Source organism: Kineococcus sp. AC630, from assembly GCF_979255925.1.
The window spans coordinates 1,388-20,983 of sequence record NZ_CEEDMJ010000031.1; the positions used below are offsets into that span (position 1 = coordinate 1,388).

A 19,596-nucleotide genomic window follows, 5' to 3' on the forward strand; every position below is an offset into this window, starting at 1 on the left:
CGACGGAGCGGGACGACGGAGCGGGACGACGGAGCGGGACGACGGAGCGGGACGACGGAGCGGGACGACGGAGCGGGACGACGGAGCGGGCATGCTGCGCGCGTGAAGCACGCATCGACCCTCCTGCATGCGGGCCGGCGCTATCGCGGTGATGACGGCGCTCGCTGGCTGCAGCGGTGGAGCCAGCGACGGGCCGGGGGCGAGCTCGACCTCGTCGGCGGGACCTGCACCGACCGTCTCGACGAGTGCAGCGACCGGGTCAGCCGACCCCTCAGCGACGGTCTCCAGCGGCGGTAGCAGCGCAGCCAGTGTCGGCGGCGACGTCGTCGCTGCGGATCGACTGCCCGATCTCGTCCAGCAGGTGCGCGCCGGCGTCCCCGAGATCACCGACGCCCTCATCTACGTCGAGACCACCGACCCCAACGCCCTGCTGGGTCGGCCCAACGGCTACACCGGCGCGGCCAGCCTCACCGACTCCCGCGCCAGCGACCCTGCCGGCTCCGGGGGGATTGACCTCGGGGCGGTCCTGGAGGTGTGGCCCACCCCGGTTGATGCGCAAGCCCGCGCGGACTACATCGCTACCGTGCAGAAGGGCAACATGCTGCTGGGCAGTGAGTATCACCACGTGCGCGGCAACGTCCTGCCGCGCGTCAGTGGTCAGCTGCCGCCGAGCGTGGACGCGACGTACGCGGCATCTTTTGGCGGGTGAACTACTGCGTCGCGCTGCATAAGCGTGCTGACCGCAGAGGTCAGACGGTGGCGGGGGTCAGTCGGTCGGCGAGGCGGGGACAAAGGAACGACACTTTCGACGCTGAGCCCGACAGGCCTCGTTCTGGGTAGCTTCGCAAGATCCTGGCCGTGTCCAGGCCGTATCCAGGCCGTGTTGGGGTGTCTCGGTGCGCACCGCAGCCCATGACCTGCTGGCGGGTCTGCCCCGCCGCGCCAAGTTCCTGCGCGCTCCGGTTGGAGTAGACGCAGCGAGGCCCGCCAGGAAGGGGATCCGGCGGGCCTCGTAGGTCAAGGGTGGGGCTAGTTTCAGCCGCTGGCCTCTTGGAACAGGGCGATCAGGTCGTTCTTGATACGGCCCCGGTCGGAGACCTCATGTCCGTGCTCGCGCAGCCAGGAGCGCGCCTCGTGGGCGTCTGTGGAGGCGCTGACAGTCTTGTCGGCAGTCTTGGCGGCTGCCCGCTTCGCGGCCGGACGTCGGGACCCGTTGATCGTGCGGGCGTTGTCGACGAAGGCATCCAGGCTGTTGCGAAAGCGCGTGGCGTTTTCGTCGTTGAGGTCGATCTCGTAGGTCGCACCGTCGATCGAGAAGGTAATCGTCTCGGTCGCGGCGGAGCCGTCGAGGTCGTCTGTCAGCTCAACAACGTGCTTTTGTGCCATGGCGTCATCGTCCCATGGGTGAGGCAGCGCTCAGCTGCCCTGCGTGGCGTTCCACCGGTCGATGACGTCCTACGCGATCCGACGGGTCTGCCCCAGCTTTGGTTGACGTCCATGACGTGCCCCACCCCTGGGTTACCCACGGCGGTGTGAACATCAGCGAGTTGACCGAAGGAGGGGCCAGACCCGTCGTAGTGCCGGGTACCGGGTGCCGCCGCAAAGTGATGGGTCTGGTCAGGCTGCTTGGGTCTCGCGGACGTGGATGAGGCCAGCGGCTTCGAACAGGGGAGCAAGGTCGAGGTCGCAAGCGTCGCAGAGGTGGTACAGGTCGGTGAGGAGCTCCACGAGGGCTTGCTGCATGTCGTCGGCGTCGCTGTGGCTGATCTGGCCGTGGCGGTGGAGGGCTTCGGCGGCGTAGGTGGCGCGGTGGGCGTTGGTTTGGCGGGTTCGGGCGGCGCGGGTGGCGGGGTGTTCGACGTTGAGGTCTGTGTCGTAGCCGGTGTTGCTGCGGCCGCCGGTACCTACACCGGTCCGGGTGCTGTTGGCGCTCGCGGGCTGGTGGTTGGCCTGGGTCATGGCGGGTCCTCCGGTGCGGGGAAGTCCAAGGGGTGGGGCGAGGTGGGGGTGCACGAGTGGCGTGAGTCGCGCTTGCGGGGCCTGGGTGCCCTGCCGGACGTGGCGTCTTCGCTGAGGCGGGCTGGTGATGCGCCCACTGCGGTCAGTGATCGAGCGAGCTCAGGTATCCCGGACTGGCCTTGAGCTGAAGTGTCAGCTGGTGGGGTAATGGGTGACGATTAGCGTGAGGTGCGGACTACTGCCGCGGAGCCCGCTGGGAGCAGCCTCGGTGTCAGGTCCGGTGGTGAAGGCTCTCCGGTGGGGAGTAGGTACCAGACCCAGCTCCTGCTGCTGGTGTGCGGGGGGTCGGGCGAGGGCGGCGAGGTGGCCGCTGCCGGTGGGCGAGCCGGTCCCGTGTACTGGGACAGGTTCGCTGACGATGCTGATGACCGGTGCAGACGGCTGAGCAGCTTGAAGTTGGGCAGCCTGGAGCTGAGCAACACTCAGCTGGCGGTCTGTGACTTGGGCAGTCTGTAGCGCAGTCGCCTCGAGAGGAGTGGCCGATCCTGCGGCGTAGCCGGCGAGGTAGCCGAACAACGCGGCGGCAGGGACCGCAGCCAGCAGCAGGGCGACGCGTTCACTGGGCTTGGCGTGAGCGAGCAGCGGGACGAGGGTGAGGGTGGCGAAGGAAGTCAGCCCAACGGTGGTGGCGCGTCGTGCATCGATGCGGCTACCGCGAATGGTGATGCGGGGCACGTCGTGACTCCTGCCTGCTCCCGGTACCAGCTGCGTCTCCCAGTCCGGGTTGAACCCGGCGGGTTCGCGAGCTGTCGCCTTTGCTGTGGACTGAGCCTGCCACACCGCGGCGTTGAGAGCACGGGCTGTAGGGGCGCCAATGCCTGAGCTCGCGGTTCCGGTTCGAGGGGATAGAAAGTGTCGTCGCTGACGAAGTCCCCTCGCAAGTGATCAGATCATCGATCACGCTCATCGATCGAGGTATCGATCACAGACCCGGCCGGTCGCCACCATCACCTGCCCTCCCTGATCGGCCAGCTCCACCTCCAGCCCACCTGCGTGCCACCGGGGTCGGTACCTCGGTGGGGGTGGGGCGCATGGGCGCCGTGCTGGGGCAGGTGCTGCTGGCCGAGGTCGCAGTGGCCTTCTCCGTGACGTCGATGTTCGTGCTGCTCGCCGCGTTCTGGCTGATCGGTTCGCTGGCGGGGGTGATCTGGTGGGCGCGCGGCGTCGAGGCGCGGGGGATGACTCTCAGCGATCTCGAGCAGGTGTCCGCCCCGGTCACTCCCTGACCGCCGACTGGCCAGCTGTTGTACGCGTTCCCTTACCGGGCAGGTCTGGGGTGGCGTCAAGTCGTCCTTCTGAGGCCCTGCTCGCAGAGTCAGCAGGACGGCGGGACAGCGGCGACGCGAGGACCAGCACGGGCGCGTACGTAGGCGTGAACGCGGTTGAAACTACGCTCATCGACGCTCAGGCCACGATCGCTGGGAACCTTGTGCGGGCAGGTTAGACGGGCTCGTCCGCCTTCGTAGCCGAGGTCGGCCAGCACCGTCTGCCCGGCGTCACCGAACCTGATCAGCGCGGGCAGCAGGTCGGTGTGGATGCGGGCACTGGTGGTGTCGTGTTCGCGTCCTGGGCGCACCGGTGAAACCCAGATGGGCCAGCCGTCAGGAGCGGTGACGACCTGGACGTTGCCGCCGTGGCGGCGATGCTTGCCCGACCACCAGAAATCCACCCGCCGATTGTGTCGCGGGCCTTTCCTGATCGTCGGTCCCTGCACCGCAACACGGTTAGCGGAGATCAGTGCGCCGTCGAGGTTGAAGTGAGTGTGGCCGGCGCAGTGAGCGGCCAACAGAGCCCGACGCAGCCGGGGTGCTCGGGCGGCCAGGACGTCCAGGGCCTCGTGCACCTAGCGGTAGGCGGCGGAGATGCCCGTGCCGTTGTCGCGGGCCAGGTGCCTCATTCGGGTGGCGTCGATCAGGAACCGTCAGATCAGTACCGCGTGAGCGAAAACGCCCAGCACCCGCCGCCCGGCGCGGGTCCCTACCTGCAGACGGCGGCGCAGCAGGAGGGCGGCGATGTGCTGGACGGTGGCTCAGGAAGTAGGCAGCACGGTGGGTGTAGATGACAGCATCAGACACGGTGGAGCTCCGGTGGTGGATGTTGCCGTTGGAAGCCCTCCGTTTGTCGAAGTTCCACTCTCACCCGCCACCTCAGCCTTCGCGGAAGCGCGGCCGTCGTCACCAACTGTGATCGTCAGGCCGGTACTGAGAAAGCTCAGCAACTATCCCCCAGGCAGTCGTAAGTGAGGAGAAACCCCCCTCCGTCGGCCTTGGCCTGATACATCGCCGTGTCGGCAGCCTGCAAGAGTTCTTCACCGCGTCGTCGCGCCCGAGCCGCCTCGGAGCCGACGCCAGCGTTGCGGGCACCGCGGCGGATCGTGCTGTTGAGAGGTGCCGACACGGAGGCGGAACTGTCTGGACCTCCGTTCGTGACATGGGGTGTATAGGGTCCTCGCTGCTCAGATCGTGCACTCTGGGAACTGCGTGGGGGAGTCGTTGGACTGAAGTTCCCGGGGTGGACCGCCACACCGATGCTCACCGAGACGGGCAGGTCGTGCCCCGCGACCTGGCGCGGTCCCAGTTCGCTCACGATGGCTGCCGCCAGGACAGCCGCGCCTTCGGGGTCACTGTTGGCGAGGAGCACGACGAATTCGTCGCCACCCAAGCGCGCCACGTGCCCGTGGTGGGCCACGACACGAGTGAGGCGGTCGGCGGTATCACGCAGGAGAAGGTCCCCGACGTGATGCCCCCAGCCGTCGTTCACCCCTTTGAAGCCGTTGACGTCCAGCAGCATCACCACTGTCGAACAGTCGCGGTCTAGGCCCGTGAGCTGTTCGAAGAAGGCGCGACGGTTAGGTAATCCAGTCAGCTCGTCGCTCAACGACAAACGACGGCTGTCCAAGAGTGCGATGAGGGTTCGCACGAGCACGATCAGTTTGCAGGCGATCAGGGCCAGCGCCCCGGCGGTCAGGGAAAACGTCAGCAGCGACGTGGCTTGCTGTCCTGTTCGGAAGAAGCCGGCGATCATGCTGAGGGTGAAGACGCTGATGGGTCCGCTCAGCACGGCCCAGCCCAACTCCACCGTGGCAGTGGGTGGTGGTGCTGGACGCCAACTGGCGGCGACCAGCAGCACCATCGCCGCAGCTCGCGAAGCCGTGGCCAGCGCGGCCAGCGCCGCCAACGTTGGCGCGGGGAGTCCTGAAGTGTCACCAGGACTCGTCGAGCCGAGCAGGAGCGCGAGGTCGAGCGACTCCCCCACGAGGAGAAGGACGAAAACGGCAACAACCTTGACGAGTCGACGATCAGTGCGCCATCCCACCAGCTGGCAGTTGGCGACGGCGAAAGCGCTCAGGACCAGGACCAACGCTGGACGCACGGTCAGGCACCACGCCTGCCCCTCGGTGAAGCCTCGCGCCACAAGGGCGGGAATCACCAAAGCCCCAGCGATGGCTCCCAAAGCCAGCAGGCTGGCGAGCCCGTCAAACCACGACTCCAGGTGAGGTGTCACTGCACTGCGCCGGTAGTGCAGCAGACGCAGGCTCGCCCGGAACGCCAGCGGGTAGGTGGCCAGGGCGATCAGGACGCCGATGATCAAGAGGGCGGTGAGGTGGGAATTGCCCGCGCCCAGGACATCGAGTCCATTTACCGGGCCTGTCCCGCCGAAGACGGCGGACAACCGCGAGTGGCTGACCAGGGGCCACGGTGAGTGCACCGGTGCACTGAGCACCAGCAGAGCGACGCTGATACCCAGCCACCGCCAAGGACCAGGAGCGAGGGCGCTGCGCCGGGTGTGCGCTCTCAACAGGAGAAGAAGAGCCGGCACGAGCACCAACCAGCCGATCCTGCTGCCGGACGGCCAAGCCAGTTCCGCTGTCGCGGCGAGGACGGCAATGACGATGACCAGCACGACCAGGAAGGCGCCGCTGTATCCGCGTCGGATTTCTTGACCGTCACGTGACCCCGCTGTCGCGTTGGGTCCCAACGTGGAGTGGGTGCTGAACCGCCCGGTGGCAGGGCTACCCCGGCGCATCTCATCTCCTCTTGTGAATGTGATGAAGCTGCCCACGATCTGCAGCAAACCCAGCAATTTCCGAGCGGGCCGGCGTGGATCGGGCCGATGGCTGTATGTCGAAGAAGACTTCGACCGCATCGTCCTCAGGAAGTGTCGGACGCTGCGCATCCTGACTTCACCAATGAAAGGAGACTCACCCTGATGCTGTGGGCGCGTGAGGCGGTCGTGGGCGATGCTGACGTTGTGTGCATCACCCACTCGGGTGGGCTTCCCTGCACGCAGGGTCGCGCTACACGGAGTGACCGTGTCGTACACCACTGTGGTGGACCCAAATCGTGCAGCAGAACTGATACTTCCGGGTGCCTATCAATGAGATTGGTGCAGCACCACAACCGCGCTGCTGAGCTGGACACGTGGTAGGCGGCCCTCTTACGGGTCAGCCCGACCGACTTCGAACGGCAATATCCCCGCAGGTGCACAGTCCTGAACAGGGAGATCACGAAGAGCCGAGATGGAGACCTCGCGCGGTTGGAGACTCAGTCCTTCAGGTGCAGTCGTACGATGCTGGCGAGCTCATCCAGTCGCGCAGCTAGCGCCTTCAGATCAGCCTGGGGTTGATCGCAGACCACCTCAGCCAAGGCCGTGAGCACCTGCAGCCAATGCTCCATGAAGCCTCGATCGGCCGTCGTCGGCTTCGTTCCGTTTCTACAAGCCACGGCGAATCGTTGGCCGACCTGCTCGGCCAGGACGGCATGACGCATCGCGATGTTGAGCAAAGCGTCGCGCAGGTACTTCTGTGCATCTGTGGACATCGCAGCCTCCCCATCTCTTCGCCTGCTCGATGAAGTGGCCCATTGGAACAGGGACCTAAGAGGTCAGGGCGGAACCCTAAAGGCGGAATCGGCCGACGAGAGTGTTCAACTCCGCCGCCGTCGCCGACACCTCTGCTGCGGTCGTGGCGGTGTGGATCGCGCTGGCGGTGGTCTCTTGAGCCGCGGCGGAGATGCCGGAGATGTTCAGCGCGATCTCCTGGCTGCCGGTGGAGACTTCGGTGACGTTGCGGACCATCTCCGAGGTGGTCGCCGACTGCTCCTCCACCGCCGCCGCGATCGTGGCCTGCAGTCCGTCGATTTGGGCGATGACCTCGGCGATGGTGGCGATGACCGCGGTCGCTGCATGCGCGTCAGCCTGGGTGGCGTTGACCTTCGCGACGATCTCCTCTGTTGCCCGAGCTGTCTGCTGAGCCAGTTCCTTCACCTCTCCGGCTACCACGGCGAAGCCCTTACCGGCATCGCCGGCGCGGGCGGCCTCGATGGTGGCGTTCAATGCCAGGAGGTTCGTCTGCTCGGCGATGGAGGTGATGAGCTTGACGACATCACCGATCTCCCGGCTGGAAGCACCTAAGCGGTCGATGGTGGCGCCGGCGTCCTGTGCTGCGGCGACCGCGGTGGAGGCGGTTTGGGAGGCCTGCGCGGTGGAAGTGGCGATTTCGCGGATAGCGGAGGTCATCTCCTCTCCAGCCGCGGCGACGGTGCCGATGTTGGCGCTGATCTGCTCGGTCGCGGTGGAGACGACCTGCGACTGCGATGCCGACTCCTCAGCTCCTGACGACAACTGCGCGGCGACGGCGGTCAACTCTTCGCTGGAGGCGGCCAGTGTGGTGGCGTTGCCGGTGATCTGAGTCATCGCCTCGGCCAGGCGTTCCATCGACGCGTTCACCGCGGCCGCCACCTGCCCTACCTCGTCGGCAGAGACGTAGGCCACCCGCTGGTCCAAGCGGCCTTCGGCCAGTCCCTGGACCACCACGACGGTCTGGGCGAGGGGGCGCACGATGGAGCGGGCGATCAGCACAGCCGCGACTACGGCGAAAGCAAGGGCCAGCCCGCCCACCAGGGCAAGAATGAGCATCGCCCGGTGCGCTGCTGCTTCGGAGATTTTCGTCTTTTCCTGCGCGTTCTGATCTTCGGCTCTCGAGAGTGCGTCGACGGCGGCTTCGAGGGTCTTGACCACGGGGGTGACGTTGGCGTCTCGAAACGCCAGGTAGCCGGGTACGTCGCCTCTTTCGGCGTAGGTGAGCTGCTGGGTGCGTAGCTGGCGGTACTGCGCCACCTGGTCGGTGTAGGTGCCCTGCTGAGCGGCGGTGCTGGCCGGACCGACGGTCAAGTAGGCGGCGTAGGTCTGATCGAGAACGGTGTCGTCGGCGCTCAACTTCTGCTCCGCCGCCGCGACCCCGGCCGCGTCGACAGACAACGCGACGTTGGACGTGTCCAGACGAACCTGCAGGAAAGCTGCCTTGACCCTCCCCATCGTCTGGACCGAAGCCAGGCTGGAGGAGCTGAGGTCCTTCAGCGAGGCCAGGGAAGACTGCAGGCTGACCATGCCCAGAGCCAGGACGATCCCGAGCAGCAGACTGACCAGCCCGAAGCCGACGCCCAGCTTGCGGGCCACCCGAAGATCACGCATTCGAGACATCAGCACACCCAGTTGTCAAGCTTGCATAAGGCCCCCGGCTGGACCTTCGTCGTTCTACTATCGGTGCCCCGCTGAGAAATCTGAAGTACGGGCGTGGATCAGCCGTCACCAGCGTTTGAGGTCGGCAGCGGTTGTACGACCTATCGAAGACGATCACATCGTCTGTTGCCACCTTGACGTCGCCACCTTCGGTTCCCGTCGACGTCCACTGGAGGTCGCAGCCTGAGGACCTGACCGCACGGTGGAGCAGCTGCTGAGGGAGATCAGCGCGACGTTCTGCATCATCAGTTGATGGGGCGAGACCTGATCACACGCTGCTGGTCGCGAGCCCCGTCAACGCCATACCGGGCGCGACGACAAGGAGGGCACCCACCGAGACTGGACGCAGAATATCTCACGCTCACTGGTCAGACTGATGACTGGAGTCGCCCCTGTTCAGGTATTTGCCGGCGGGGTGGTGAGCTGCCAGCCATCCGATGGCCGCGGCGGCCGTGGAGCAGGAAGTCGTACCGACGCAGCCAGGTCGCGCGTTTCTGCCAGACCCGCGCACCCACGCCCGCCTCGCCGGCCAAGACGGCGGCGGCGAAGTCACCGGGGATGGTTTCGGTCCAGGCTACTGCCCCGGCCAGGACCCACGCCACACCGATCAGCGACGCCCGCGACGGCGCGGGTAGTTCAGCACGGGGGATCGTGCAGATCGACGCGAGAACTATTTCCGCCCCTGCGATACCGGGTGGGGTCATGCCTCGAGGGTCCGATGGCAACAGGTTCCCGTCAGCTGGCTCCAGCGGCTGCCGGGGGATCTAGCTGTGGGTCCGATTTCCACTGTGGAGCAGCACCGGTAGCTGCGTGCCGGGTCATCGGATCCATCCGGTGCCGGTGGGTTCCGCCGGTGGGTTCCGCCGGCGGGCTGCGCCGGGGAGGCCAAAAACGCCGGCGACGTTGTTCGACGGAGGCGAAGGGGTCTGTTTCCGCTCTGGTTGATTCCAGACTTGTGAGGATCATGGTCCTCGCTGGAAGGCCGTCCGCAGCTGTAAGCAAGACGTCAAAGGCCCCGAGTCAGGCGCGCTCGTCACTGGGAAGGTCTTGCACCACGCTGGCGGACTCCTGCGATGTCCTGTGCCAGTCGCGGGGTCTGGCAGGAGGCGGAGAGGGGCACTGTGCCCTCGCCCTCCACCCTTGGTACCGAACTGGCCCACTCGTCCATGGCCTCCAGCACGCTCCGCAGGCGCAGGCCGATATCAGTGAGTTGGTACTCCACCCGGGGCGGGACCTCGGCATAGACGGTCCGGGTGACGATGCCATAGGCCTCGAACTGGCGCAGCCGGTTGGTGAGCGTGTGGGCGCTGACCCCCGGCAAGGCGCGGCGCAGTTCGGTGAACCGCATCGGCCCGGGCAGGAGTTCGCGGACCACCAGCGTCGCCCACGGCCCGTCGAGGAGCTTGAGGAAGCGGGCGATCCCGCACTCTGGCCAGGGGGTGTCTCGGGGATCGGGGAGGGCCATGCGGGTGAGGGTATCCCAATGGTGCACTTGAAGTAACTGGTGCTCCCCATGCACTAATGGGGTCATGACCTTCATCGTGCACGGTGCGACCGGCGCTCAAGGTGCCCCCGTCGCCGCAGCTCTCACCCACGCCGGACACCACGTCACCGCCGCGGTTCGCGTACCGTCCGCCTACACCGCCGGCCCCGCGCTCGCCGTCGACTACTCCGACGTCGCCTCGCTGACGTCGGCCTACCAGGACGCCGAAGGCCTCTTCGTCCACCTGCCCATCGGCGGTGCCGATCATCAGATGGCGGTGGCCGTGTCGATCGCCGAAGCCGTCGAAGAGGCCCGTCCGGCGCGGGTGGTGTTCTCCACCAGTGGCTACCCGCTGCGTGACGGCACCGAGCAGACTGCGATTGGCCTCCTCGCAGCCCGCCTGAACGACAGCGGAGTCTCCACCGCCGTGATCGCTCCCCGTCTCTACCTCGAGAACCTGCTGTTGCCACCGGTGACCGGCTCCGCGCGGGGGGAGGGCGTGCTGCGGTACCCGGTGCGGGAGGACTACGCCGTCTCCTGGAGCTCCCACCTCGACGTCGCCGACGTCGCTATCCGGTTGTTCCAGAACATCTCGGTGACCGGCATCGTCGCGGTGGGCGCCCTGCCGGGTCTGCTGGGAGCCGACCTGGCCGCCGGGTTCGCCGCCTATCTGGGGCAAGAGGTTCGCTTCGAGCCCCAGGAACCCAAGGACTTCGGGACCGCGGTGACCCCTCTGTTCGGGGCCGAGGCTATCGCGCCCGTCGTGGCGTCCTACGAATGGCGCCGGACGCAGCCTCACGAACTCATCGACGAGTCGGCAAGCGCTCAGAAGCGACTCGGCCTATCACCCCGTTCGGTGGAGCAGTGGCTGCGCGAGGTCAACGCCTGACCCAGGGGCCCGCTGACCTGCTGCTCGTGAGGGAGACTTTGTGGGCCACGTCTCTACGAGAACAGGATTGATTGGCAATTCTAGGGAACCGCCTGGGTAATTTAGGCGCTCTCTTCCTCGGTGCTGACAGTTTCGTGTGGGTTCAGGAGTGAGGGGGCAGTTGATTCTCGTATGACCAGATGCGCGACCATCTCGATGGTTTGTGCTGGAATCTGCTGTCCCCGCGCCAGCTCGATGACGGTATTGAGGGCGGCCGTTGCCATCCCCGCAAAGGGTTGTCGAACGGTCGTCAGTGTAGAGAACTTCCCTGATGAATGGAGGGTGTCGTCGAAGCCGACAACGCTGAGATCTCCGGGGACGTCCAACCGGCATTCGGCGGCAGCATGCAGAACTCCAGCTGCGGTCGCGTCGCTGCTGGTGAGGACGGCCGTAGGCCGGTGGGGACGTTGAAGGAACTGCCGTCCCGTGCGAAGACCGTAGGCGTGACTGTGAGTCTCGCGAGGTTCAGCGGTCAGGTGAGTGGATGCATGCACTTCCTGCATCGCTGTGACCCAACCTCGTGCTCGTTGGAGTTCGCGTTCGCTCTCGGCCGAGCTCCCGATGAACGCGATGCTCCGGTGGCCAAGACTGAGGAGATGCTTTGTGGCGGCGTAGGAACCCGCGTAGTCGCCACCGGCGACGGTGTGGGTGGGGATGCTGGATCTACGAAATGGATCGAGAAGAACCAGAGGCAGGCCCGCTCGGTTGAGCTGTTGGTGCCGGTCTTGGGAGAAGAGGCCGGCAACCTCGATGACCCCGGCGCGTCCTGCCCGAGCGAGAGCGGCACCCCAACCAGCGGGGGGTCGAGAGCTCATCGTGTTCGTGCTGCGCACGACGAGCCCAATACCCGAGCTACTTGCGTGGGTAAGCAGCTTCCCTACGAGGGCTGAGCAGTAGGGATCAATCAATCCATCGGCATCGAGAAGGATCTCGATGATGGGTTCGCCCTGCTGTTCAGCGGCCTGGCGGCGTGCCCCGAGACTTACGTACCCCAAGACTTCGAGTCCGGCTTCGACACGCTGGCGAGTCGCGGCGCTCACTCCTGCGCGGGCGTTGATAACTTTCGAAACCGTGGCGATCGACGTGTTCGTGAGTCGGGCAACCTCACGAAGAGTGGTCCTCGTGGCGTTGGCGGCCGCCGGAGGGCGAGGTCCAACGGACACTGAGAACCTCCAGGACAGACGATGTGGCTGTACTCCCGCCGCTCGATGTAGGGTCGAGTCCGTACGGATTGGAGCTGACCCACTGCACTGGGGTACGAGTCGCTCCCTAGGGAGCGTTCGGATTCCCGCCGTGTGCGGAGGGATACAAGCCGAAGAGCTCCCGGGGAAGCGACTGGCGGTCAGACCCCCCACGTCAAGGGGCGGCAACGGAACTACTCCCACGCCGCGTCGGCATGTCTGTGGAGCGAGTGGCGAACTGAGGACTGGATGTGGAAGTGGTCCCCCACCTGATTCGAAAGCCGTTTCGTGCTGAGACCGTAGACAGAACGACGCCATCCGTCAAGCCGACCGGACCGTTTCAGTGATGGGACCGGCGACCGAAATGCCGGAAACTTCCCGTCCGGCTCAGGCTTCGCCCGCCACCCCTCGTCGCCGCTCGTCGCCGCTCGTCGCCGCTCGTCGCCGCTCGCCGCCGCTCGCCGCTCGTCGCCGCTCGCCGCCGCTCGCCGCTCGTCGCCGCTCGCCGCTCGTCTTCCCACCGCCGCGGCGGGGGGTGATGGCCGACAGGGAGAACATGTGGAGAGGTCGGGGAGCCGTGATGATGACGGACTGCATCTATGCGATGACCGACCAGTCCCCAGTGAGACTCGGGTGTGAGAATGCAACCTTTGTCCGTTGCATGCAATTGCGTGTTGGCTTCCCTGGGGGACAGCACGAACCTTCGGTGGTGGAGCCTTCGCATTAGGCGGCTAGGGCGTGACTCATACTCGGGCCGACCTGGCGCCTGAAATCTGCTTGTCCCTGCGCTGCAATGGGACCGCGGGGAGCAAGGAAGACTATGATCTTGATGCCTAGCCGATGGGTGTGGTGGAACCACGCGGGACGATCCGACATGAGTTCCTGATCGTTCCCGACGACGGTCGTCCGGCGATGGCGGTCGACAGGCTCATTGCGGCGTGTCGTCCCAGGTCTTCCAGCCGCATGTCGACGGTGCTGAGGGCTGGGCGCGACTCAGCGGCGATGGCCTCCCAGTTGTCAAACCCGATCACGGCGACGTCGTCGGGGACTCGGCGACCGTTGTCGTGCAGCACGTCGAGGACTCCACGGGCGATCTGGTCTGAACCGGCGAAGACGGCATCGACGTTGGGAGTTTTCTGCAGCAGGAGTCGCGTCGCACCACGACCCCAGCTCTCGGACCAGGAACCGAACCACACATGGTCATCGAGAAGCTGAAGCCCGACCTCGGCGAGGCGTTCCCGGGCACCCCGGGCCCGATCATGAGATGCCCCGTAGCTGGGATCGCCGGTGATGTGGGTGATGCGGGAGCGGCCGGCGCTGAGCAGGTGGTCGATGGCCAGCCGGCCGCCCGCGACGTTGTCGCAGACGATCGAGAGGTCCGCCGGGTTCTCCGAGGGGGAGTAGGCGTACACGACGGGCACCGGAAGGTCGGAGCCGAGTGAAGGTCGCGAGTCCGGTCGCGCCCCCACGACGATCAGGCCGTCGACCTGTCGCGAGAGCAGAGCGCGCAGGTGGTGCTGCTCCCGGATGGCGTCACCGCGGGCATCGCAGAGGAAGACCGAGGTGTGCTCGGCGCCGAAGGCATCCTCAGCGCCCATGAGGATGGGGAGGGAGAAGCGCCCTTCCAGGTCCGACGTCAGCAGCCCTACGGTGCCTGTCCGTCCCGCCGATAGTCCGCGGGCTACTGCGTTGGGCAGGAACGACAAGCGCTCGGCCGCCTCCAGGACGCGGGCCCTGGTGGTCGCGTTGACGTCCGGGCGACCGTTCAACGCCTTCGAGGCGGTGGCGGTGGACACCTCCGCCAGCCGGGCGACGTCGCGCAGGGTCACCGCTGCCCGTCCACGCTGTCCCTGGATCACGCCATCCTCACCTTGCTCGCGTCCTCCTCTTGCCTCTCTCGTGGCCCCCCAGTGGGCCGGGCGAGACGACAGCATCCCATCTGCTCCTTCACCCGTTCCGACTGAGGCGCTTGACAGTCGTCCGTGCCAACACTTAGCTTTCGAAAGCGATTACGGAACGGTTCGACGTTGCTAGCAAAGACGTAGCCAAAACCCCTCTGAACTGGGCAAACGCTACAGTTGAGCTCCTCGCGGCCACCGAAACGCCTTTTCGCACGGCTCTGAGCCGGGGCGACTATCTGCTGGCTCGAGGAGGAGCACATGAAGATCACCACCGGGTACGGAACGCTGCGAGGCACCCTCGCTGCAGTGGCTGCAGCGACCTTGGTCTTGGGCCTGACTGCCTGCGGTAGCGGTGGCGAGGCCAGCGGTGACCAGACTGCGTCGGTCAGCAGCCCAGAGGGCAGCGACGACGGGGCCAAGCTCACCCTGTGGACGCGAGCACCGCTGGAGCTGCAGGCCAAGGCCCTCGTCGACGCCTACAACGCCTCTCACAAGAACCAGGTCGATCTGACCGTCGTCCCCAACGACGACTACGTCACCAAGGTGGGTGCGGCGGCCGGCAGCGGTGGCCTCCCCGACCTCTTCGCCGCTGACATCGTCTACGCCCCCAACTGGACCTCGCAGGGCCTCTTCAAGGACATCACCACCAACATCGACGACCTGCCCTCAGCCGAGACCATCAACAAGGGGCACCTGGCGGCCGGCACCTACGAAGACAAGGAGTACGTGCTGCCCTTCGTCGAGGACCTGTCGGTGATGATGTGGAACAAGGACCTCTACCGCGAGGCGGGGCTGGACCCGGAGAAGGGCCCGACCACACTGGCGGAGTTCAAAACACAAGCCGAGGCCGTCCAGAAGCTGGGCAAGCCTGACACCTACGGCACCTACTTCGGTGGCAACTGCGGCGGCTGCAACGTCTTCACCTGGTTCCCCATGATCTGGGCCAGTGGCGAGGACGTGATGAACGCCGAGGGCACGAAGTCGCTGCTGAACAGTGACTCCGCCCAGCAGGTCTACGCGACCTGGCGCGACCTGCAGGCGGCCGGAGCCATCGCCCCCGGGTCCCGTGACGAGACCGGGGCGACGTGGACCGGTGCGTTCCAGGAGGGACAGGTCGGGGTCATGCCGTACCCGGCGACTCTGCTGTCCACCGTCGCCAAGACCGTAGACGTCGGAGTTGCTCCCATCCCCGGAGTCGACGGGGGCGGGTCCACCTTCGTCGGCGGTGACGGGATCGGCATCTCCAAGGACTCCGAGAAGTCCGACCAGGCCTGGAACTTCCTGTCCTGGCTGATGTCCGATGACGCTCAGGTCGGTGTTCTCGCCAAGGGTGGCACCACCCCCTCACGCACGGATCTCGCGGAGAACCAGTACACCGCGAACGATCCCCGTCAGGCCGTCATCAACAAGATCGCGGGGGCAGCGGACAGCAAGACCCCGTTCGCGCCGAACTTTCAGACCGCGTTCAACGCCACGGGCAGTCCGTGGGTGACGTTGCTGCGAGACCAGGTCTACGGCGAGACCCCGGGCGATCTCGACGCCCAGAACGACGCGATCACGGCCGCCTTGGCCGACTGACAGAAAGTCCGGACCGGGTGGTATCGCGCACTTACGGCGCCACCCGGCTCGGATGGTCTACCGCCAGGGGAGTTCATCACTTTGCCCCACCCGTCACCTGATGAGAGAGCGACCACGTGGCCGTCACCAGCCCGTCTTCCACCACGGCGTCCACGCCGGCCCGAGAATCACGCCTTCGCCGCAAGGGCCAGTCCATGGGGGGCTGGCTGTACGCCGCCCCCACGGCCTTCTTCGTGGGTCTCTTCTTCATCCTCCCCGCACTGCTCGTCCTGCAGATGTCGGTCTCGGACTGGGGTCTCTTCGCCGGTAACCAGGGTCTCAACGCCCCAGAGAACTTCACCGACGCCGTCGCCGCGCCACTGTTCTGGCCCGCGGTCCGCTTCACCCTCCTCTACACCGCCATCACCACCGTCATCCTCCTCGCCCTGGCTCTGGGACTGGCAATGCTGGTGCAGGAATCTGGTCGCTGGAGTGCGGTCCTGCGCACGTCCTTCCTGCTTCCCAGTGCCCTGGGATTGGCCTCGGCCTCCCTGCTCTTCTACGCCCTCTACTCACCGCAGGCCTCACCCGTACCCACACTGTTGTCCCTGATCGGCATTGACGTCGGCCCGATCTCCTTCCTCGGAACGCCTGGCGCAGCGCTGGCCTCGACTGTGGTGCTCATCGTCTGGCGCTTCGCGGGTTTCTACATGCTGCTGCTCCTCGTCGGATTGCAGGGGATTCCCGGGGAGGTCTATGAGGCCGCGCGCATGGACGGCGCGAAACCTCTGCAGATCTTTCGTCTCATCACCGTTCCGCTGCTGCGCTCGTCGCTGGCGTTGTGCACGATCCTGTGTGTCACGGGGTCGCTGCTGGCCTTCGACCAGTTCTACATTCTCACCAAGGGGGGGCCGGACAACAGCACGGTCACCATCGTCCAGCTCGTCTACAACGCGGCGTTCCAGGGGCAGAACGACCTCGGGCGCGCCGCGGCCCTGTCCATCATCGTCCTGGCCGCACTCGTCGTCCTGAACGTCCTGCAGTTCCGCGGTCTGCGCGGCAAGGAGAACTGAGCATGGGCAAGAACATCGCCACCCCGCCACTTTCCGATACAGCCATCGTCGAGGCGATCCCTTCGTCGAGGGGACCGCTGCGTTCCTCGCGTCGTCGGGCGTCGCAGACGATGCCCCGCTACGTGCTCACCGGGGGCCTCGCGCTGATCTTCCTGGCGCCGCTGCTGTGGGCGGCGGGGGCCTCCGTCAGTCCTCAGGGGGGCACCGCCCAGGCGGTCGGGTGGGGTTTCGGAAACTATGAGACCCTCGCGAACTACCAGGCCGGGGTCCTGCGCTACCTGTGGAACTCGACCTACCTCTCGGTCCTGACGGTCGTCCTGACCCTGGTCGTCTCCACCTTGGGCGGCTACGCGTTCGCCGTCTTCGATTTCCCCGGCAAGAACGTTTTGTTCCTGTCGGTGCTGGCGATCCTCATGGTCCCCTACGCCACGTTGCTCATCCCGCTGTACGTACTGTTGAACCAGTTGGGCCTGCAGAATAGTCTTCTTGGGGCTGCGCTGGTCATGACCATGTTCCAGCTGCCTTTCGCCACGTTCATGATGCGTATCGCCTTCGAGGCGGTACCTCGTGAGCTACTGGAATCGGCCCTCGTCGACGGATGTAACTCCTTCACCGCGCTGATCAGGGTGCTGTTACCTGCGGTCAAGCCCGGGCTCATCACGGTGGGGCTCTTCGCCTTCCTCGCAGCGTGGAACGACTTCATCACGCCGCTGGTCCTCATCAGCGACACGGACAAGCAGACCCTGCCGCTGGCGGTGGCCAACCTGCGCAGCCAGGTGATGGGCGTCGTCGACTACGGCGCGACCGAGGCCGGTGTGGTCGTCTTGGCCCTACCCTGCGTCCTTCTGTTCCTCCTGCTCCAACGCCACTACGTGGCCGGCTTCATGTCCGGAGCGCTCAAAGGGTGAGGGGTACCCACCCAGCATCTGTCGTCAGCACCGATGACCCACTGATGAACTCAAGGACTCAGTCATGACCACGATCTCTTCGTCCCTGCCCAGCGTGCCCTCGACGGTGGACGCCGCTGCACGGACCCGGGCTACCTCGATGGCCTTGCCCCTGATGAATGTCACCGTCGACGACGGGTTTTGGAGTCCTCGCATCGACGTGGTGCGCCGGCGGACCATCCCCTTCCAGCGCCAGCAGCTCAATCGTGTCGGTCACCTGCGGGCGCTGGCCGGGGCGGCGAGGGACGGGGACGCTTCGCCGCACGTGTTTTGGGACAGTGACGTCGCGAAGTGGATCGAAGCGGCCAGCAACAGCCTGGCCACGACGCCCGACGCCCGGCTGGACGCGGAGGTGGACTCGGCCATCGACCTCCTGGCCGGTGCGCAGCAGCCGGACGGGTACCTCAACACCTACTTCACCAACGTCGCACCCTCGCAGCGGTTCACCGACCTACGCGACGCTCACGAGCTCTACTGCGCCGGGCACCTCATCGAGGCAGCGGTGGCCCACCACGCTGCGACGGGCAAGACCACCTTGCTGGACGTCGTCCGCCGCTACGCCGACCTCATCGAGGCCACCTTCGGCACCGGACCGGGTCAACTGCGCGGCTACGACGGGCACGAAGAGATCGAGCTCGCGCTGGTCAAGCTGGCGCGGACCACGGGGGAGCAGCGCTACCTGAGGCTGGCGAGCTACTTCGTGGAGGAACGGGGACATGAGCCGTACTTCTTCGACGAGGAGACGCAGCGCCGCGGGACGACCGGCTGGTTCGGCGATCACTTCGCCGGCGTCGACCACCCCGGACGCACCCGGGAGTACCTGCAGGCCCACGCCCCCGTGCGCGAGCAGCACGAGGCGGTCGGGCATTCGGTCCGGGCGATGTATCTGTACAGCGCGATGACCGACCTGGCCGCCGACACCGGTGACGCCACGCTGCTGGCGGCGTGTCGGCGGTTGTGGGACCACCTCGCCGCGACCCGCACCTACGTCACGGGCGGACTGGGCAGCTCGCGGATCAACGAGGGCTTCACCCGGGACTTCGACCTTCCCGCCGAAGACGCCTACGCCGAGACCTGCGCCGCCATCGGACTCGTCATGTGGTCCCAGCGGATGCTGACTCTGGACCGGGACCGCCGCTACGGGGACGCGATGGAGCGGGCGCTCTACAACGCGGTCCTGGCGGGGTTGTCCGCCGACGGGGAACACTTCTTCTACGACAACCCCCTCGCCAGCCGTGGCGGGATGCAACGTCATGAGTGGTTCGAGGTAGCGTGCTGCCCACCGAACATCGCCCGCCTGCTGACCTCCCTACCCTCCTACGCCTTCGCGCAGGGTGAGGACGAGCTGGTTGTGCATCTGCCGCTCGGCGCCATGGTGGCGGTACAGACCGCCCGGGGCACCGCCACCGTCCACGTGAGTACCGACGCACCTTGGGGAGGACGCACCGCACTGCGTGTCAGCGACACTCCCGGGGGGAAATTCACCCTGTCCCTGCGGGTTCCGGCTTGGGCCGCCGGTGGCCGGGTGGAGCTTCCCGGGTGCGTTCACGAAGTCGAGGACCTCGTCGGCTCAGACGGATATCTCTCCATCACGCGTGAATGGGCCGAGGGGGACGAGCTGGTCCTCGACCTCGACGTCGAGGTGCAGCGGGTGTGGGCCGACCCGCGGGTAACTAGTGAGGCACAGCACGTGGCCATCACTCAAGGCCCGCTGGTCTATGCCGCCGAAGAAATCGACAACGGGGCATCTCTGGTCGATTTGCGCGTCAGCAGGTCGGCGCCGGGTGAATCGGTTGACGTCCCAGGTCTGCCTGGTGTTCGAGGACTGCGCCTGGCAGGACAGCGAGTGGTTCACGGCGGCGCCGGGCTGTACCGCACCGAGCCCCCTCAGCGCTGCCTCACCGCACTTGTGCTCATCCCATACTACACCTGGGCAAACCGAGGCCCGGGGGAGATGCGCGTTTGGCTCGGTGACTCCGAAGACTAAT

17 protein-coding genes are annotated in these 19,596 nt (G+C 66.3%); 7 read left to right on the forward strand and 10 right to left on the reverse strand.

What is annotated here, in order from left to right; genetic code table 11:
- Positions 1-361: 361 nt before the first annotated feature.
- Entirely contained in the window at positions 362-709 is a 348-nt protein-coding gene (locus tag AC0I8G_RS23100; protein ID WP_471732043.1) for a hypothetical protein, read from the forward strand.
- A 326-nt stretch (positions 710-1,035) separates the two neighbouring features.
- Here AC0I8G_RS23100 and AC0I8G_RS23105 read toward each other — a convergent pair whose 3' ends face one another.
- Positions 1,036-1,386 (reverse strand): histone-like nucleoid-structuring protein Lsr2, encoded by a 351-nt coding sequence (locus AC0I8G_RS23105; RefSeq protein WP_471732044.1) that lies wholly within the window; start codon positions 1,384-1,386, stop codon positions 1,036-1,038.
- 231 nt (positions 1,387-1,617) lie between these two features.
- The gene (locus tag AC0I8G_RS23110) at positions 1,618-1,959 is read right to left on the reverse strand and encodes a hypothetical protein (RefSeq protein ID WP_471732045.1); all 342 of its coding nucleotides are present in this window, start codon (positions 1,957-1,959) and stop codon (positions 1,618-1,620) included.
- Positions 1,960-3,050: 1,091 nt separating this feature from the next.
- Here AC0I8G_RS23110 and AC0I8G_RS23115 point away from each other — a divergent pair.
- Entirely contained in the window at positions 3,051-3,245 is a 195-nt protein-coding gene (locus AC0I8G_RS23115) for a hypothetical protein (protein WP_471732046.1), read from the forward strand.
- Positions 3,246-3,334: 89 nt separating this feature from the next.
- On the opposite strand, the gene AC0I8G_RS23120 is transcribed toward AC0I8G_RS23115, so the two are convergent.
- From AC0I8G_RS23120 to AC0I8G_RS23140, 5 genes are all read right to left on the reverse strand, one after another.
- Complete coding sequence (locus AC0I8G_RS23120) at positions 3,335-3,862, reverse strand: transposase family protein (RefSeq protein WP_471732047.1); 528 nt, start codon at positions 3,860-3,862, stop codon at positions 3,335-3,337.
- A gap of 368 nt (positions 3,863-4,230) precedes the next feature.
- A complete protein-coding gene (locus AC0I8G_RS23125; protein ID WP_471732048.1) occupies positions 4,231-5,922 on the reverse strand; it encodes a diguanylate cyclase domain-containing protein in 1,692 nt (563 codons plus the stop codon).
- A 641-nt stretch (positions 5,923-6,563) separates the two neighbouring features.
- Positions 6,564-6,839: a hypothetical protein gene (locus tag AC0I8G_RS23130; RefSeq protein WP_471732049.1), complete on the reverse strand. Its 276-nt coding sequence runs from the start codon at positions 6,837-6,839 to the stop codon at positions 6,564-6,566.
- 76 nt (positions 6,840-6,915) lie between these two features.
- Positions 6,916-8,475, reverse strand: coding sequence for a methyl-accepting chemotaxis protein (locus AC0I8G_RS23135; protein WP_471732050.1), 1,560 nt, complete (start codon positions 8,473-8,475; stop codon positions 6,916-6,918).
- A gap of 1,096 nt (positions 8,476-9,571) precedes the next feature.
- On the reverse strand, positions 9,572-10,003 hold the full coding sequence (locus AC0I8G_RS23140) for a winged helix-turn-helix transcriptional regulator (protein WP_471732051.1): 432 nt from the start codon (positions 10,001-10,003) through the stop codon (positions 9,572-9,574).
- Positions 10,004-10,067: 64 nt separating this feature from the next.
- On the opposite strand from AC0I8G_RS23140, the gene AC0I8G_RS23145 reads away from it, so the two are divergent.
- Positions 10,068-10,910 carry an NmrA family NAD(P)-binding protein gene (locus AC0I8G_RS23145; protein WP_471732052.1) on the forward strand — a complete coding sequence of 281 codons (843 nt, stop codon included), beginning with the start codon at positions 10,068-10,070 and terminating at the stop codon, positions 10,908-10,910.
- Positions 10,911-11,011: 101 nt separating this feature from the next.
- On the opposite strand, the gene AC0I8G_RS23150 is transcribed toward AC0I8G_RS23145, so the two are convergent.
- The 3 genes from AC0I8G_RS23150 to AC0I8G_RS23160 form a co-directional block, all read right to left on the reverse strand.
- A complete protein-coding gene (locus tag AC0I8G_RS23150; protein WP_471732053.1) occupies positions 11,012-12,448 on the reverse strand; it encodes a LacI family DNA-binding transcriptional regulator in 1,437 nt (478 codons plus the stop codon).
- Between the two features lie 69 nt (positions 12,449-12,517).
- On the reverse strand, positions 12,518-12,727 hold the full coding sequence (locus tag AC0I8G_RS23155; protein ID WP_471732054.1) for a hypothetical protein: 210 nt from the start codon (positions 12,725-12,727) through the stop codon (positions 12,518-12,520).
- Positions 12,728-12,963: 236 nt separating this feature from the next.
- The gene (locus tag AC0I8G_RS23160) at positions 12,964-13,989 is read right to left on the reverse strand and encodes a LacI family DNA-binding transcriptional regulator (protein WP_471732055.1); all 1,026 of its coding nucleotides are present in this window, start codon (positions 13,987-13,989) and stop codon (positions 12,964-12,966) included.
- Between the two features lie 300 nt (positions 13,990-14,289).
- Here AC0I8G_RS23160 and AC0I8G_RS23165 point away from each other — a divergent pair, with 300 nt between their 5' ends.
- The 4 genes from AC0I8G_RS23165 (at position 14,290) to AC0I8G_RS23180 (ending at position 19,595) form a co-directional block, all read left to right on the forward strand.
- The gene (locus tag AC0I8G_RS23165) at positions 14,290-15,609 is read left to right on the forward strand and encodes an ABC transporter substrate-binding protein (RefSeq protein WP_471732056.1); all 1,320 of its coding nucleotides are present in this window, start codon (positions 14,290-14,292) and stop codon (positions 15,607-15,609) included.
- 116 nt (positions 15,610-15,725) lie between these two features.
- Positions 15,726-16,661, forward strand: coding sequence for a carbohydrate ABC transporter permease (locus tag AC0I8G_RS23170; RefSeq protein WP_471732057.1), 936 nt, complete (start codon positions 15,726-15,728; stop codon positions 16,659-16,661).
- Positions 16,662-16,771: 110 nt separating this feature from the next.
- On the forward strand, positions 16,772-17,569 hold the full coding sequence (locus AC0I8G_RS23175) for a carbohydrate ABC transporter permease (protein WP_471732075.1): 798 nt from the start codon (positions 16,772-16,774) through the stop codon (positions 17,567-17,569).
- A gap of 64 nt (positions 17,570-17,633) precedes the next feature.
- Entirely contained in the window at positions 17,634-19,595 is a 1,962-nt protein-coding gene (locus AC0I8G_RS23180; RefSeq protein ID WP_471732058.1) for a glycoside hydrolase family 127 protein, read from the forward strand.
- Position 19,596: the final 1 nt, after the last annotated feature.

Coding starts and splice junctions, on each gene's coding strand:
- AC0I8G_RS23180 (WP_471732058.1), top strand. CDS start 17,634: ATGACCACGATCTCTTCGTCCCTGCCCAGCGTGCCCTCGACGGTGGAC.
- AC0I8G_RS23110 (WP_471732045.1), bottom strand. CDS start 1,959: ATGACCCAGGCCAACCACCAGCCCGCGAGCGCCAACAGCACCCGGACC.
- AC0I8G_RS23145 (WP_471732052.1), top strand. CDS start 10,068: ATGACCTTCATCGTGCACGGTGCGACCGGCGCTCAAGGTGCCCCCGTC.
- AC0I8G_RS23165 (WP_471732056.1), top strand. CDS start 14,290: ATGAAGATCACCACCGGGTACGGAACGCTGCGAGGCACCCTCGCTGCA.
- AC0I8G_RS23140 (WP_471732051.1), bottom strand. CDS start 10,003: ATGGCCCTCCCCGATCCCCGAGACACCCCCTGGCCAGAGTGCGGGATC.
- AC0I8G_RS23175 (WP_471732075.1), top strand. CDS start 16,772: ATGCCCCGCTACGTGCTCACCGGGGGCCTCGCGCTGATCTTCCTGGCG.
- AC0I8G_RS23130 (WP_471732049.1), bottom strand. CDS start 6,839: ATGTCCACAGATGCACAGAAGTACCTGCGCGACGCTTTGCTCAACATC.
- AC0I8G_RS23155 (WP_471732054.1), bottom strand. CDS start 12,727: ATGCAGTCCGTCATCATCACGGCTCCCCGACCTCTCCACATGTTCTCC.
- AC0I8G_RS23115 (WP_471732046.1), top strand. CDS start 3,051: ATGGGCGCCGTGCTGGGGCAGGTGCTGCTGGCCGAGGTCGCAGTGGCC.
- AC0I8G_RS23105 (WP_471732044.1), bottom strand. CDS start 1,386: ATGGCACAAAAGCACGTTGTTGAGCTGACAGACGACCTCGACGGCTCC.
- AC0I8G_RS23150 (WP_471732053.1), bottom strand. CDS start 12,448: ATGGCGTCGTTCTGTCTACGGTCTCAGCACGAAACGGCTTTCGAATCA.